Raw genomic sequence first — 12,420 nt, 5'->3', positions numbered from 1 at the left:
CGCGAACCGACGAAGCGCATGCCGCGTCACGGGAAGCGGGCCAGGCAGCGATCGAAATCGCCGAGCACCCCGGTGCGGTAGGCATCGATGCGAGAGAACCCGGCCGGCACCGATTCGCCGTTGATGTCGCCGGCGGCCAGGCCGTTGGTCAGCAGCCCGGCGACCGCTTCGTCCAGATCGCCCGCCGTCAAGGCGATCCTGCCGCCGTTGGAGGTGGTGACGCCCTGGGACAACCGGGTGGTGGCCACCCCCGTGAGGCACGCGGTGCGCAGTGCGGCCGCGGCATTGTCGAGCACCAGGCCGCCGTGCTCGATCTGAACGCGCTGCAGGTACCGCGAGATCAGCGCCGAATAGGCAGTGTTGTCGCCGGTCAGCGTCGCCAACTTCTGGTCCTTGCTGGGGGTGCCCATAGTCTGCAGGGCCGGCAGGTCGACCGCGATGGTGTTGGTCGCCGGGCAATACGAGGCCGGCGGGCTGGGGCGGGCGTCCGAGCACGACGATGCCGCCGCGGTGTCGAAGGTGAGTTTCGGTGGCTGGGCCGGGGTGAACGCAATGTTCATCGCGTCGAGAACCAGCTGCACCGATTCCTCACTGACCGGCACCTCGCCGGTCTCGTCCTGTTGCAGCTGAACGGGCAATTCGCCGCGCCGCCGCTCGATCTCCTTGGCATCGATGGCCTGGCATGACCCGGCGCCGTCGGTGAACCCGAACTGGAACGCTGAGATCCGTTCGAAGGCCGACCCATGCTCGTTGTTGCCGATCGTCTCGTCGGGGCCGAGCAACGGATCGCGCAGCGCCAACATCGCGGCCAACACGCTGTTGAGCCCGTCGCCGGTGCTCAGCGTGAACCGGGGGGAATCGCCCTGGGCCACCCAGCGCAGGTAGACACCGGCTAGGCAGTCGGCCTGTTGCTCGGCCACCAGTGTCGGGGTCTGGCGCCGCTTGGTGATGCCGGCGGTCCGGGCGATCGCGTGGCCGTACTCGTGGGCGAGCACCATGGTGATGGCCATGTCGCCATAGGCGCTGCGCAGCGCGGGCAGCAGCAGCCGGCGATCCCAGCCGATGGTGTTGTCCAGATAGCAGTAGGCGGCATTGACCAGCAGGAAAGTCCTACTGTCACAGAACTTTCCGCGTAGTTGCGCCGGATCCCAGGACAGCAGGGATTTCGCCGGCTTGAACTCACCGTCGAAGGTGTTGGGATAGGTCGTGGTCCAAAACGCCTCGAGGTCGCTGACCGACTGGGCGGCCAGCTGATCGATCCGCCCGCCGTCGGTCCCGTTGACCTCCCGGGTCGGCGGCGGCGCGTCAGGGCGCAGCCCGGTGGGCCCGTCGACGGCCTGCAGGCCGCCCACCCGGAACGGGTCCGCGAAGACCGACACGGGTTGTCCGTCGAGCATGCGGGCGCACCCGCTCAGCAACAACACCAGCGTGCAGGCAGTGACGAGCACACGGTGGTTGGCAAGGCGCATGGGGTACCACGATAGTGCGCTCAGGCGCCGCGCAGCCGCTGTAGCGCCAGCTGCACCTTGGCGGTGTCGGTGGTGCCCCAGAACGGCGGCAGTGAGGCCCGCAGGTAACCGGCGTAACGGGCGGTGGCCATCCGGGAGTCGAGTACCGCCACCACGCCCCGGTCGTCGTTCCCGCGCAGCAGCCGGCCGGCGCCCTGGGCCAGCAGCAGCGCCGCGTGGTTGGCGGCCACCGCCATGAAGCCGTTGCCGCCGCGCGCGGTGATGGCGCGCTGCCGAGCGGTCAGCAGCGGATCATCGGGCCGCGGGAACGGGATGCGGTCGATGAGGACCAGCGACAGCGACGGTCCCGGTACGTCAACGCCCTGCCACAGCGACAGCGTGCCGAACAACGAAGTCTCGGCGTCATCGGCGAACTGCTCGACCAGCGCGCCGGTGGTGTCCTCGCCCTGGCACAGCACCGGGGTGTCGAGGCGCTCGCGCATCGCTTCGGCAGCGGCACGTGCCGCCCGCATCGACGAGAACAGGCCCAGGGTTCGGCCACCGGCCGCGGTGATCAGCGCGGTGATCTCGTCGAGTTGTTCGGCGGTGCCGGTGCCGTCGCGTCCGGGTGGCGGCAGGTGCGCGGCGACGTAGAGGATGCCCGCCTTGGCGTGCGCAAACGGCGAGCCGACATCAAGTCCTCGCCAGCGCGCGGCCTGGGGATCCTCGCCGCGCCGCAGACCCCAGTCGCCGGCCATCGCGTCGAAGGAGCCGCCAACCGTTAGCGTCGCCGAGGTCAGCACCGTCGTCGCGCGGGCGAACAGTCGCTCGCGCAGCAGGCCCGCCACCGACAGCGGTGCCACCCGCAACACCGCCCGCACCGAGCCCCGGTTGTCTTCGTGGCTGAGCCAGACCACGTCGTAGCGGTCGGGGATGGCCGGCTCGAACGAGGTCAGGATCCGGGCCGCGGTATCGGCGATCTCGGTCAACGCGGCGACGGATTCCTTGCGCGCGGCCGCGGCCTTGGGATCGGCGGGTGCGGTGTCGATGGCCGCGCGGGCCGCGCCGGCGGCATCGCGCAGGGCGGCCAGATAGGTGGCCAGCTCGTCGTCGAGGTGATCCATTCGGCCGGGGGTGCCGTCGTGAATCGCCGAGCCGAACGTCAGCGATGCGGCGTCGAGACGCTGAACCAGCTCGGGGGAGACCAGCCGGCCGACGCGGCGCACCGCGACGCTGAGCATGGTCGCGCTCAACTCGGCGGTGGCCACCGAGGTCACCCGGTCGGCGAGCTCGTGTGCCTCGTCGATCACCAGCAGGTGGTGCTCGGGCAGCACGGTGGTGTCGGAGATGGCGTCGATGGCCAACAGCGCATGGTTGGTGACGACGACGTCGGCCTCGGCGGCGACGGCGCGGGCCCGCTCGGCGAAGCAGTCCGTGCCGTATTCGCAGCGCACGGCGCCCACGCATTCCCGCGCCGAGACGCTGACTTGGGACCAGGACCGTTCCGGTACACCGGGTTTGAGTTCGTCACGGTCGCCGGTGTCGGTGTCTTCAGCCCACGCGGTGAGTCGCTGCACGTCGCGGCCCAGGGCACTTGCCGCGAAGGGATCGAACAGCTCGGCCTGCGGCTCGTTGTCCGACTCTTCGGCTATGCCGCTGTGGACCTTGTTCAGGCACAGATAATTCCGTCGGCCTTTGAGCAGTGCGAAGGTAGGACGCCGGGGCAACACCTTTTCCAGGGCACCGGCCAGACGCGGCAGGTCACGGTCGACGAGCTGGCGCTGCAGGGCGATGGTCGCGGTCGACACCACGACCGGGTCTTCGTCGGCCAGCGCCCGCGCGATCGCCGGAACCAGGTAGGCCAGCGACTTGCCAGTACCGGTGCCGGCCTGCACCGCCAGATGCTCGCCGGTGTCGAAGCAGCGCGCCACCGCCTCGGCCATGCGGACCTGGCCCTCGCGTTCGCCGCCGCCCAGTGCGGCTACCGCGGCGGCGAGCAGCTCGGATACGGACGGGTCAGCCATGGTGTGCACACGGTAGCCCGCTTTGCGATCTGCACGCTCATCCGTCAGGCCGTGGCGGCGGACCGGGCCACCAGATAGGTTCCGTGCCCTTCGATGACCAAGCCGTCGTGGGCGAAACGCAGGACCTCGTTGACGAGTCCGCCGTTCTGGTTGCGGTAGTTGATGACGATGGTGTCGATACCGCGGTATACGTCTTCGACGACGAAATGCAGATCCGGCATGCGCTGCAGAGCGCCGGACCAATAGTGCCGCAACGCGGCCTTGCCGCGGATTACCCCGGCCGTCTCGGGATACATCTGCGCAGCTACCGGGGAGGTGAACACCACGTCGTCGTGAAAGTGCGCCAGCACCGCGTCCACGTCGTGGTTATTCCAGTCCCGCGCCCAGTCCTGGCTGAACGTCGCGGCATCGATATCCATACCCGTGCACGGTAGCGACACCGGCGTCGGCGCCCCACCCATTTTCCCGCCGTGGGCCGCTACCCTGAGGCGATGAGCAGCCAGCGATTGCCAGGCGGCGCAGTGCATGAACTTCCCGATGACCTGCGTGACGGGCTGACCGTCAGTGCCGCGGCATTGGCTGCGTGGCTGGACATTACGCCCTTGGCGCGCAACGAGTTCATCTGCTGGGTCGAGGACGCCAAGCAGCAGGCGACCCGTGAGCGCCGGATTCGCCGCACGCGTGAGGAGCTCGAAGAAGGCATGCGCCGCCCGTGCTGCTGGCCCGGGTGCAAGCACCGGGAACGCAACGGCAAGTAGCACGGCGCTCAGTCACCACCGGGCACCAGCCGCGTCGGGATCGCCGGTTCGCCGTGCGCGAGTTTGAGCCCCTCCCACGGCAGGCTGTGCAGCCCGGCCACCACGCGCTCGCGCGCCGCGGCCAGCGCCGTCGCCCCGGTCTCGGTCAGCACGTCACCGCCACGCACCAGCGGAACGGTCAATGTCCGGGCCCGCGCGTCCGCTGCCGGTGGGTGACCGGCCGGGTAGACGACCTCGTCGGTGACGATGCCGCTTTCGCGGGCGATCCGCAGCGCCTGTTTGAGACCGCCCTGCGACTCTTTGCCGGTGCTGCGCTTGTGCACGGGCTTGCCGTCCACCTCGACCAGTTTGTAGACGAACCCGGCCGCGGGCACTCCTGAGCCGGTCACCAAGGCGGTGCCGACGCCGTAGCTGTCCACCGGCGCGGCCCGCAGCGCCGCGATGCCGTATTCGTCGAGGTCACCGGAGACCACGACCTTGGTGCCGGTGGCACCCAGCCGGTCCAGCTGGTCACGGACCTGATGGGCCAACACCGCCAACTCCCCGGAGTCGATGCGGACCGCGCCGAGTCCCGGTCCGGCCGCCGCGACGGCGTTGGCCACCCCGGTGGTGACGTCATAGGTGTCCACCAGCAGCGTGGTGTCGACGCCTTGGGCGGCGACCTGGGCGCGGAACGCCGCCAACTCGCCGTCGGCGCCGGTATGCAGCAGGGTGAAGGCATGTGCGCTGGTGCCCAACACCGGCACACCGAAGCGGCGGTGCGCCTCCAGGTTGGAGGTTCCGGCAAACCCCGCCAGGTAGGCGGCCCGGGCCGCGGCCACGGCGGCTTGCTCGTGAGTGCGGCGTGAGCCCATTTCGATCAGTGGTCGGCCGCCGGCCGCGTTGACCATGCGAGCGGCCGCCGAGGCGATCGCGGTGTCGTGGTTGAAGATCGACAGCAACAGTGTCTCCAGCACGACGCACTCAGCGAAGCTGCCCTGCACGCTGAGCACCGGAGACCCGGCGAAATACAGCTCGCCTTCGGGATAGCCGTCGATGTCGCCGCGGAAGCGGAAATCCGCCAGGAAATTCACAGTCGCGCGATCCAGGAACCCCGAGAGCAGATCCAGCGCGGCGTCGTCGAAGGTGAACTCGGCCAGGGCCTGCAGAAAGCGGTCAGTGCCGGCGACCACCCCGTAGCGGCGCGCCTCGGGCAGGCGGCGGGTGAACATCTCAAAGCCGGCCCGCCGACCGGCCGTGCCGTCGCGCAGCGCCGCGGCGAGCATGGTCAGCTCGTACTTGTCGGTGAGCAGCCCGCCGCACCGGGCCGGAGAGTTCACCCATCAACCGTATCGGCTGGACTGCACCCCACCTCGGCTCGGTATCCTGACCAGTATGGCCACGTCAGCACCGACGTCCGCCCCGGTGAAACCGCAGGGCACCGGACAGCGGCACGCCGACCCGGTCGAGGAGACGGCGTCCCCCTGGGTGACCATCGTCTGGGACGACCCGGTCAACCTGATGACCTATGTGACCTACATCTTCCAGAAGCTGTTCGGCTACAGCGAGCAGCACGCGACCAAGCTGATGCTGCAGGTGCACCACGAGGGCAAGGCCGTGGTGTCGGCGGGAAGCCGTGAGTCGATGGAGGTCGACGTGTCCAAGCTGCATGCCGCCGGGTTGTGGGCGACCCTGCAGCAGGACCGCTAAGACTCAACCGAAGGGAACCGGACTTCACCGTGCAGAAATGGAAGCGGGTAGAGACCGACGACGGGCCCCGCTTCCGGTCTGCGCTGGCCCTTCACGAGGCCGCGCTGCTCCGGAACCTGGTCGGCTCGATCGTCGGGATGCTCGACGCGCGGGAGTCCTCTTCCCCACCAGACGAACTTGAACAGATCACCGGGATACGAACCGGCAACACCCGTACGCCCGAAGACGCCACGACACGCCGGCTGCTGCCGGATTTCTATCGCCCCGAAGGCAGCGAGGACGGCTCGGAGGTCGATGCAGGCGGCCTGAACGCAGCGCTTCGTAGTCTGCACGAACCGGGGATCATCGACGCCAAACGTGGCGCGGCACAACAAGTACTGGCCACCGTTCCCGAACAGGGCGGCCGTTTCGAGTTGACCGAAGAGCAGGCCAACGCCTGGATCGCCGCGGTCAACGACATCCGCCTCGCGCTGGGCGCCGTGCTCAAGATCGGCCCCGATGGCCCCGATCAGCTGGCGGCGGGTGATCCAATGGCTGGTCAGCTCAACGTGTATCAGTGGCTCACCGTGCTGCAGGAATTCCTGGTGGTCGCCCTGATGGGAAGGCCCAGGCGATGACAGGGATGGGTTCGATCACCGACGTCGCCGGCATCCGGGTGGGCCACCACCAGCGGATCGATCCGGACGCGACGCTGGGCTCGGGCTGGGCCACCGGCGTCACCGTCGTTCTGGCACCACCCGGGACGGTCGGTGCCGTCGACGGTCGCGGTGGGGCACCGGGCACCCGCGAGACCGACCTGCTGGACCCGGCCAACAGCGTGCGCTGGGTGGACGCGGTGGTGCTCTCCGGCGGCAGTGCTTACGGACTGGCCACCGCCGACGGCGTGATGACCTGGTTGGAGGAGCAGGGCCGCGGCGTGGCGCTGGACGGCGGCGTGGTGCCGATCGTGCCGGCCGCGGTCATCTTCGACCTGCCGGTCGGCGGCTGGGATCGACGGCCCACCGCCGAATTCGGTTACGCCGCCGCGGACGCGGCCGCCGGACCCGACGGCGAACATCCTGCGTCGGGCAGCGTCGGCGCCGGAGCGGGGGCCCGCGCCGGGGTCTTCAAGGGTGGCGTGGGCACCGCGTCGATGACGCTCGAACTCGGGGACGACGTGGTCACCGTGGGGGCGATCGTGGTGGTGAACCCCACCGGCGAACTCATCGACCCCACCACCGGTCTGCCTTGGTCGACGCTGCTCATCGAAGAATTCGGTCTGACGGCGCCGCCGTCCGAACAGTTGGCGATCCTCGCCGGGCTGGAGCCTAAAACCCTGGCGCTCAACACCACCATCGCCGTGGTGGCCACCGACGCCGCGCTCAGCCCGGCCGGCTGCCGCCGGGTGGCGATCGCCGCGCAGGACGGGCTGGCCCGCACCATCCGGCCCTCGCACACTCCGGTGGATGGCGACACGGTGTTCGCCTTGTCGACCGGGACCGTCGAGGTTGCGCCGCTGCCGGGAACACCGGCTGCGATGTCCCCGGAGACGGGCTTGGTTGCGGCGGTCGGCGCCGCGGCGGCGGACACTCTAGCCCGGGCGGTGCTGTCGGGGTTGCTGTGTGCCGATCCGGTGGCCGGAATCCCGACCTACCGGGGCACCGTGCCCGGCGCATTCGCCGACCGGCCCGGTGACCGGTCGGGAAGGCCGTGAGATGGGCATGACTCCCCGCGGTGCGGCAGCACCGGCACCGCCGCCCGAGGAGAAATCCCTCTGGCGCACCGGCGGGGCCACCATCATCGCGTTCGTCGGGCTGCTCTACCTGGTCGAAGCCGTGGATCAGGTCGGCGGACACCGGTTGGACCACAACGGCATCCGGCCGCTGGAAACCGACGGCCTGTGGGGAGTGCTGTTCGCCCCGCTGTTGCACGCGAACTGGGCGCATCTGCTGGCCAACACCGGCCCCGCGCTGGTGCTGGGCTTCTTGTTGACGTTGACCGGGCTGTCCCGGTTTGTGCTGGCCACCGCGATCATCTGGATTGTCGGGGGACTGGGGACGTGGCTGATCGGCAACGTCGGGTCATCGTGCGGGCCGACGGACCACATCGGCGCCTCCGGCCTGATCTTCGGCTGGCTGGCCTTCCTGGTGGTGTTCGGGTGGTTCACCCGGCGGATCTGGCAGATCCTGGTCGGGCTCGTGGTGCTGTTCCTCTACGGCGGAATTCTGTGGGGAGCGGTGCCGGTACTCAACGTCTGCGGCGGGGTGTCCTGGCAGGGCCACCTGTGCGGGGCGCTCGCCGGCGTGTTGGCCGCCTATTGGCTGGCGGGTCCAGAACGTAAGGCCCGGAAACTTCGGCGGGGGGCAGCTGCGTGAGCCCGATCGGAATCTTCGACTCCGGCGTCGGCGGGTTGACCGTAGCCCGATCGATCATCGACCAGTTGCCCGACGAGGACATCATCTACGTCGGCGACACCGGCAACGGACCCTACGGCCCGCTGAGCATCCCCGAGGTCCGCGCTCACGCCCTGGCCATCGGGGACGACCTGGTCGCGCGCGGCATCAAGGCGTTGGTGATCGCCTGCAACACCGCATCGGCGGCGTGCCTGCGTGATGCGCGGGAACGCTACGACGTACCGGTCATCGAGGTGATCCTGCCGGCGGTGCGCCGGGCGGTAGCAACCACCCGCAACGGCCGCATCGGAGTGATCGGGACCCAGGCGACCATCGCCAGTCACGCCTACCAGGATGCGTTCGCCGCCGCCCGTGACACCGAGATCACCGCGGTGGCCTGCCCGCGCTTTGTCGACTTCGTCGAACGCGGGATCACCAGTGGCCGGCAGGTGTTGGGACTGGCCGAGGGGTATCTGGAGCCGCTGCAACGTGCCGGGGTCGACACCCTGGTGTTGGGCTGCACGCATTACCCGCTGTTGTCGGGATTGATCCAGCTCGCGATGGGTGAGCAGGTGACGCTGGTGTCCAGCGCCGAAGAGACCGCCAAGGAACTGTTGCGGGTGCTGAGCGAGCGTGATCTCCTACGGCCACATGAGGCCGCCCCGGCAACGCGGGTCTTCGAAGCCACCGGTGATCCAGAGGCGTTTGCTGACCTGGCTACCCGGTTTTTGGGACCGGCCATCACCGGCGTCGGACCCGTCCACCGCCACGCCCCATTGCACTAGTCGGTGATTTCGATGACGAATAGTGAGCAAAGCGACGGTGTCTTCGTCATGCTCGCGGCGAACATGGCACAGTAGGGAACGTGCGACTGACCGTGCTGGGCTGCTCCGGCAGTGTGGTGGGTCCGGACTCGCCGGCATCGGGTTACCTGTTGCAGGCGCCGGACTCGCCGCCGCTGGTAATCGACTTCGGAGGTGGGGTCCTCGGCGCCCTGCAACGCCATGTCGATCCGGGGTCGGTCCACGTGTTGTTGTCGCACTTGCATGCCGACCACTGCCTGGATCTGCCCGGGCTGTTCGTCTGGCGCCGCTACCACCCGTCGGTGGCGATCAAGCCGTTCGCCAAGGGCCTGCTCTACGGGCCCAGCGACACCTGGTCGCGGATGGGCGCGGCGTCATCGCCCTACGGCGGCGAGATCGACGACATCACCGACATCTTCGACGTCCGCTCTTGGGTGGACGGTGAGCCGGTCTCCTTCGGGGAGCTGCGTGTGCAGCCCGGTCTGGTGTCGCATCCGACCGAGTCGTACGGGATGCGGATCACCGATCCGTCCGGCGCGTTGCTGGTCTACAGCGCGGACACCGGCTACTGCGATGCGGTGATCGAGTTGGCGCGCGGCGCCGATGTGTTCTTGTGTGAGGCGTCGTGGACCCATGAGGCCAACCGTCCCCCCAACCTGCACCTGTCGGGTACCGAGGCCGGGCGCATCGCCGCGGCCGCGGGTGTCGGACAACTGCTGCTGACCCACATCCCGCCCTGGACCTCGCGTGAGGACGTGATCGGGGAGGCCAAGGCGGAGTTCGACGGCCCGGTGCACGCCGTGGTGTGCGACGAGTCGTTCGACATCACGAAGTCGTGATCTGACCCGCTAGGGTTGTCGCGTGTCCAAACGAGAAGACGGTCGCCTCGACGACGAGCTTCGCCCGGTCGTCATCACCCGCGGCTTCACCGCCAATCCCGCCGGATCGGTTCTGGTCGAATTCGGCAACACCCGGGTCATGTGCACGGCCAGCGTCACCGAAGGTGTTCCGCGCTGGCGCAAGGGCTCCGGTCGCGGTTGGCTGACCGCCGAGTACGCCATGCTGCCCGCCGCCACCCACACCCGCTCGGACCGCGAATCGGTCAAGGGCCGCGTCGGCGGGCGCACCCAGGAGATCAGCCGGCTGGTGGGTCGCTCGCTGCGCGCCTGCATCGACCTGGCCGCGCTGGGGGAGAACACCATCGCGATCGACTGCGACGTACTGCAGGCCGACGGCGGCACCCGCACCGCGGCGATCACCGGCGCCTATGTGGCGCTCGCCGATGCGGTCACCTACCTGTCGGCCGCCGGTAGGTTGTCTGACCCCCGCCCGCTGTCGTGCGCGATCTCAGCCGTCAGCGTCGGCGTGGTCGACGGCCGGGTCCGCGTCGACCTCCCCTACGAGGAGGACTCGCGCGCCGAGGTCGACATGAACGTTGTCGCCACCGACACCGGAACACTGGTCGAGATCCAGGGCACCGGCGAGGGTGCGACGTTCCCGCGCTCGACCCTGGACAAGATGCTCGACGCGGCGCTGGCCGCCTGCGAGAAGCTGTTCGTGGTGCAGCGCGAAGCGCTGGCACTGCCGTATCCGGGCGTGCTGCCGGAGGGGCCGGCGCCGAAGAAGGCGTTCGGCAGCTGACCACGCCGGTGACGCAACTGTTGGTGGCCAGCCGCAACCGCAAGAAGCTGGCCGAACTGAGCCGGGTACTGGAGCACGCCGGAGTGTCGGGCGTGCAGCTGGTTTCGCTCGATGACGTGCCGCCGTATCCCGAAGCGCCGGAAACTGCCGCGACGTTCGAGGAGAACGCTCTGGCTAAAGCGCGTGACGGCTACGCGGCGACCGGATTGCCTTGTGTCGCAGATGATTCGGGTTTGACCGTCGCTGCGCTCAACGGTATGCCCGGAGTGCTGTCGGCGCGCTGGTCGGGTGGTCATGGCGACGACGCAGCCAACACCGCGCTGTTGTTGGCGCAGCTGCGCGACGTGCCTGATGAGCGACGCGGCGCGGCGTTCGTGTCCGCGTGCGCGCTGGTATGGGGCAACGGAGCCGAGCACCAGGTGGTGGTGCGCGGCGAGTGGGCGGGCAGCATCGCTGCCGAACCGCACGGCGACGGCGGGTTCGGCTACGACCCGGTGTTCGTCCCGGCGGGCACCGACCGCACCGCCGCGCAGTTGAGCCCGGCCGAAAAGGATGCCGCATCGCACCGCGGCCGGGCGCTGGAGTTGCTGCTGCCGGCGCTGCGTTCGCTGGCCTAACGACGCCGCGGAGGCCTCAGAGGCCGACACCCTCTGGCCGAACGTGAAGTTGGCTTCACTCTGGGTGGCCGAGCGTGAAGCCAACTTCACGCTCGGCGCAGGTGCGGGGCCTCAGAGATTGAACTGGGCCTTGATGTTTCGAGTCTGGAAGTGCTCGACGATGATGCCGAGCAGGGGAATGGTGCCGGACAGCAACACCCCGATGGTCTTGCCGAGCGGCCAGCGGACCTTGATCGCGAGGTTGAAAGCGGTCAGCAGGTAGGCGAAGTACACCCAGCCGTGCACCACGGCGATCCAGGTCGGCGGGTTGTCTACCTTGACCACGTAGCGCACCACGATCTCGTAACACAGGGCGATCAGCCAGATACCGGTTGCCCACGCCATCACCCGGTAGGGCAGCAGCGCGCTGCGAATCTTCTCGGCGGGAGCGGCCTGGGCGGGGGAGGAGGTCATGCCGTGTTCCTGTTCTGTCGGGCGTTCTCGGAGAGCTCGGCCAAATAGGCGTTGTACTCCCGCATGGCGGGGTCATCGGTGGGAGCGGCGGCCGGGGGCCGCTCCGGCAGCAGTCCAGCGGGTATCTCGGTCACCGTGTCTTCGGGGTGCAGTTCGGGCGGCTCTTCTTCGTAGCGGACGAATTTGCGGTAGGCGTACACGCAGAACCACGCGAATAGCGGCCACTGCAGCGCGTAGCCGAGATTCTGGAACGTGCCGTTGACCTCTTGGAACCGGCTCCACTGCCACCAGCCCAGCCCCAGGCAGGCGCTGGCGGCGACGATCACCAGCACAACCAGTGCGGGTCTCCGACGCCGTGTAGTGGACACCCCATGACGGTACCGCGCCAGATCCGGAATGCCGTCAGGCCTTCGAAGTGGTGAGTTGCCGGAAAGCTAGACTAGGGACCCTTGCGGGCGTGGTGAAATTGGCATACACGATGGCTTTAGGTGCCATTGCGCGAAAGCGCGTGAGGGTTCGAGTCCCTCCGCCCGCACAAATGTGATGAGTCGGGTCATGGGTTACACATGAGTCGCGTCATCGGTTACAGATTGCCCCGGCTTTTGCCGGGGTTTT

Annotated in this window: 15 protein-coding genes and 1 tRNA gene; 10 read left to right on the top strand and 6 right to left on the bottom strand. The window is 68.8% G+C overall.

Going from position 1 to position 12,420, the window contains the following annotated elements:
• Positions 1 to 26 precede the first annotated feature (26 nt).
• Genes ACJH5R_RS22485 through ACJH5R_RS22475 form a run of 3 tightly spaced genes read right to left on the bottom strand, consistent with a single transcriptional unit; the run spans position 27 to position 3,891 of the window.
• Positions 27 to 1,469 (bottom strand): neutral zinc metallopeptidase, encoded by a 1,443-nt coding sequence (locus tag ACJH5R_RS22485; RefSeq protein ID WP_406760069.1) that lies wholly within the window; start codon positions 1,467 to 1,469, stop codon positions 27 to 29.
• A gap of 20 nt (positions 1,470 to 1,489) precedes the next feature.
• The gene (locus ACJH5R_RS22480) at positions 1,490 to 3,472 is read right to left on the bottom strand and encodes an ATP-dependent DNA helicase (protein ID WP_406782979.1); all 1,983 of its coding nucleotides are present in this window, start codon (positions 3,470 to 3,472) and stop codon (positions 1,490 to 1,492) included.
• A 44-nt stretch (positions 3,473 to 3,516) separates the two neighbouring features.
• A complete protein-coding gene (locus ACJH5R_RS22475; protein WP_406782978.1) occupies positions 3,517 to 3,891 on the bottom strand; it encodes a nuclear transport factor 2 family protein in 375 nt (124 codons plus the stop codon).
• Positions 3,892 to 3,963: 72 nt separating this feature from the next.
• Here ACJH5R_RS22475 and ACJH5R_RS22470 point away from each other — a divergent pair, with 72 nt between their 5' ends.
• Positions 3,964 to 4,230: a YdeI/OmpD-associated family protein gene (locus ACJH5R_RS22470; RefSeq protein ID WP_065039541.1), complete on the top strand. Its 267-nt coding sequence runs from the start codon at positions 3,964 to 3,966 to the stop codon at positions 4,228 to 4,230.
• Positions 4,231 to 4,238: 8 nt separating this feature from the next.
• On the opposite strand, the gene ACJH5R_RS22465 is transcribed toward ACJH5R_RS22470, so the two are convergent.
• Entirely contained in the window at positions 4,239 to 5,549 is a 1,311-nt protein-coding gene (locus tag ACJH5R_RS22465; protein WP_406760072.1) for a nicotinate phosphoribosyltransferase, read from the bottom strand.
• Between the two features lie 55 nt (positions 5,550 to 5,604).
• Between ACJH5R_RS22465 and clpS the strand changes: the two genes are divergently transcribed.
• From clpS to rdgB, 8 genes are all read left to right on the top strand, one after another.
• Positions 5,605 to 5,919: an ATP-dependent Clp protease adapter ClpS gene (clpS, locus tag ACJH5R_RS22460; protein ID WP_406760073.1), complete on the top strand. Its 315-nt coding sequence runs from the start codon at positions 5,605 to 5,607 to the stop codon at positions 5,917 to 5,919.
• A gap of 29 nt (positions 5,920 to 5,948) precedes the next feature.
• A complete protein-coding gene (locus ACJH5R_RS22455) occupies positions 5,949 to 6,536 on the top strand; it encodes a DUF2017 domain-containing protein (RefSeq protein WP_406782990.1) in 588 nt (195 codons plus the stop codon).
• A gap of 5 nt (positions 6,537 to 6,541) precedes the next feature.
• Positions 6,542 to 7,612, top strand: coding sequence for a P1 family peptidase (locus ACJH5R_RS22450; RefSeq protein WP_406760080.1), 1,071 nt, complete (start codon positions 6,542 to 6,544; stop codon positions 7,610 to 7,612).
• A gap of 1 nt (position 7,613) precedes the next feature.
• A complete protein-coding gene (locus ACJH5R_RS22445) occupies positions 7,614 to 8,273 on the top strand; it encodes a rhomboid family intramembrane serine protease (RefSeq protein ID WP_406760075.1) in 660 nt (219 codons plus the stop codon).
• Complete coding sequence (gene murI, locus ACJH5R_RS22440) at positions 8,270 to 9,076, top strand: glutamate racemase (protein WP_406760076.1); 807 nt, start codon at positions 8,270 to 8,272, stop codon at positions 9,074 to 9,076. The genes ACJH5R_RS22445 and murI overlap by 4 nt, the downstream gene beginning before the upstream one ends.
• Before the next feature lie 80 nt (positions 9,077 to 9,156).
• A complete protein-coding gene (locus ACJH5R_RS22435; RefSeq protein ID WP_406760077.1) occupies positions 9,157 to 9,933 on the top strand; it encodes a cyclic nucleotide-degrading phosphodiesterase in 777 nt (258 codons plus the stop codon).
• Between the two features lie 22 nt (positions 9,934 to 9,955).
• Entirely contained in the window at positions 9,956 to 10,735 is a 780-nt protein-coding gene (rph, locus tag ACJH5R_RS22430) for a ribonuclease PH (RefSeq protein ID WP_406760078.1), read from the top strand.
• A gap of 8 nt (positions 10,736 to 10,743) precedes the next feature.
• A complete protein-coding gene (rdgB, locus tag ACJH5R_RS22425; RefSeq protein WP_406760079.1) occupies positions 10,744 to 11,352 on the top strand; it encodes an RdgB/HAM1 family non-canonical purine NTP pyrophosphatase in 609 nt (202 codons plus the stop codon).
• Between the two features lie 111 nt (positions 11,353 to 11,463).
• Here rdgB and ACJH5R_RS22420 read toward each other — a convergent pair whose 3' ends face one another.
• Both ACJH5R_RS22420 and ACJH5R_RS22415 read right to left on the bottom strand, forming a co-directional pair.
• A complete protein-coding gene (locus ACJH5R_RS22420) occupies positions 11,464 to 11,805 on the bottom strand; it encodes a DUF3817 domain-containing protein (RefSeq protein WP_406760138.1) in 342 nt (113 codons plus the stop codon).
• On the bottom strand, positions 11,802 to 12,173 hold the full coding sequence (locus tag ACJH5R_RS22415) for a hypothetical protein (RefSeq protein WP_406760137.1): 372 nt from the start codon (positions 12,171 to 12,173) through the stop codon (positions 11,802 to 11,804). Before ACJH5R_RS22415 ends, ACJH5R_RS22420 begins: the two co-directional genes overlap by 4 nt.
• Positions 12,174 to 12,256: 83 nt before the next feature.
• Here ACJH5R_RS22415 and ACJH5R_RS22410 point away from each other — a divergent pair.
• A tRNA-Leu gene (locus tag ACJH5R_RS22410) sits at positions 12,257 to 12,340 on the top strand.
• The last annotated feature ends 80 nt before the right edge of the window (positions 12,341 to 12,420 follow it).

Origin of the sequence: Mycobacterium sp. SMC-19, from assembly GCF_045310815.1 — a bacterium.
GTDB lineage: Bacteria > Actinomycetota > Actinomycetes > Mycobacteriales > Mycobacteriaceae > Mycobacterium.
The sequence above is the reverse complement of the archived record's forward strand: the minus strand, read 5'-3'. Positions and strand labels throughout refer to the sequence as shown.

What these genes read in the sequence shown, in the direction of transcription:
- clpS (WP_406760073.1), top strand. Translation starts at nt 5,605, where the DNA reads ATGGCCACGTCAGCACCGACGTCCGCCCCGGTGAAACCGCAGGGCACC.
- ACJH5R_RS22475 (WP_406782978.1), bottom strand. Translation starts at nt 3,891, where the DNA reads ATGGATATCGATGCCGCGACGTTCAGCCAGGACTGGGCGCGGGACTGG.
- ACJH5R_RS22470 (WP_065039541.1), top strand. Translation starts at nt 3,964, where the DNA reads ATGAGCAGCCAGCGATTGCCAGGCGGCGCAGTGCATGAACTTCCCGAT.
- ACJH5R_RS22445 (WP_406760075.1), top strand. Translation starts at nt 7,614, where the DNA reads ATGGGCATGACTCCCCGCGGTGCGGCAGCACCGGCACCGCCGCCCGAG.
- ACJH5R_RS22480 (WP_406782979.1), bottom strand. Translation starts at nt 3,472, where the DNA reads ATGGCTGACCCGTCCGTATCCGAGCTGCTCGCCGCCGCGGTAGCCGCA.
- ACJH5R_RS22450 (WP_406760080.1), top strand. Translation starts at nt 6,542, where the DNA reads ATGGGTTCGATCACCGACGTCGCCGGCATCCGGGTGGGCCACCACCAG.
- ACJH5R_RS22420 (WP_406760138.1), bottom strand. Translation starts at nt 11,805, where the DNA reads ATGACCTCCTCCCCCGCCCAGGCCGCTCCCGCCGAGAAGATTCGCAGC.
- ACJH5R_RS22485 (WP_406760069.1), bottom strand. Translation starts at nt 1,469, where the DNA reads ATGCGCCTTGCCAACCACCGTGTGCTCGTCACTGCCTGCACGCTGGTG.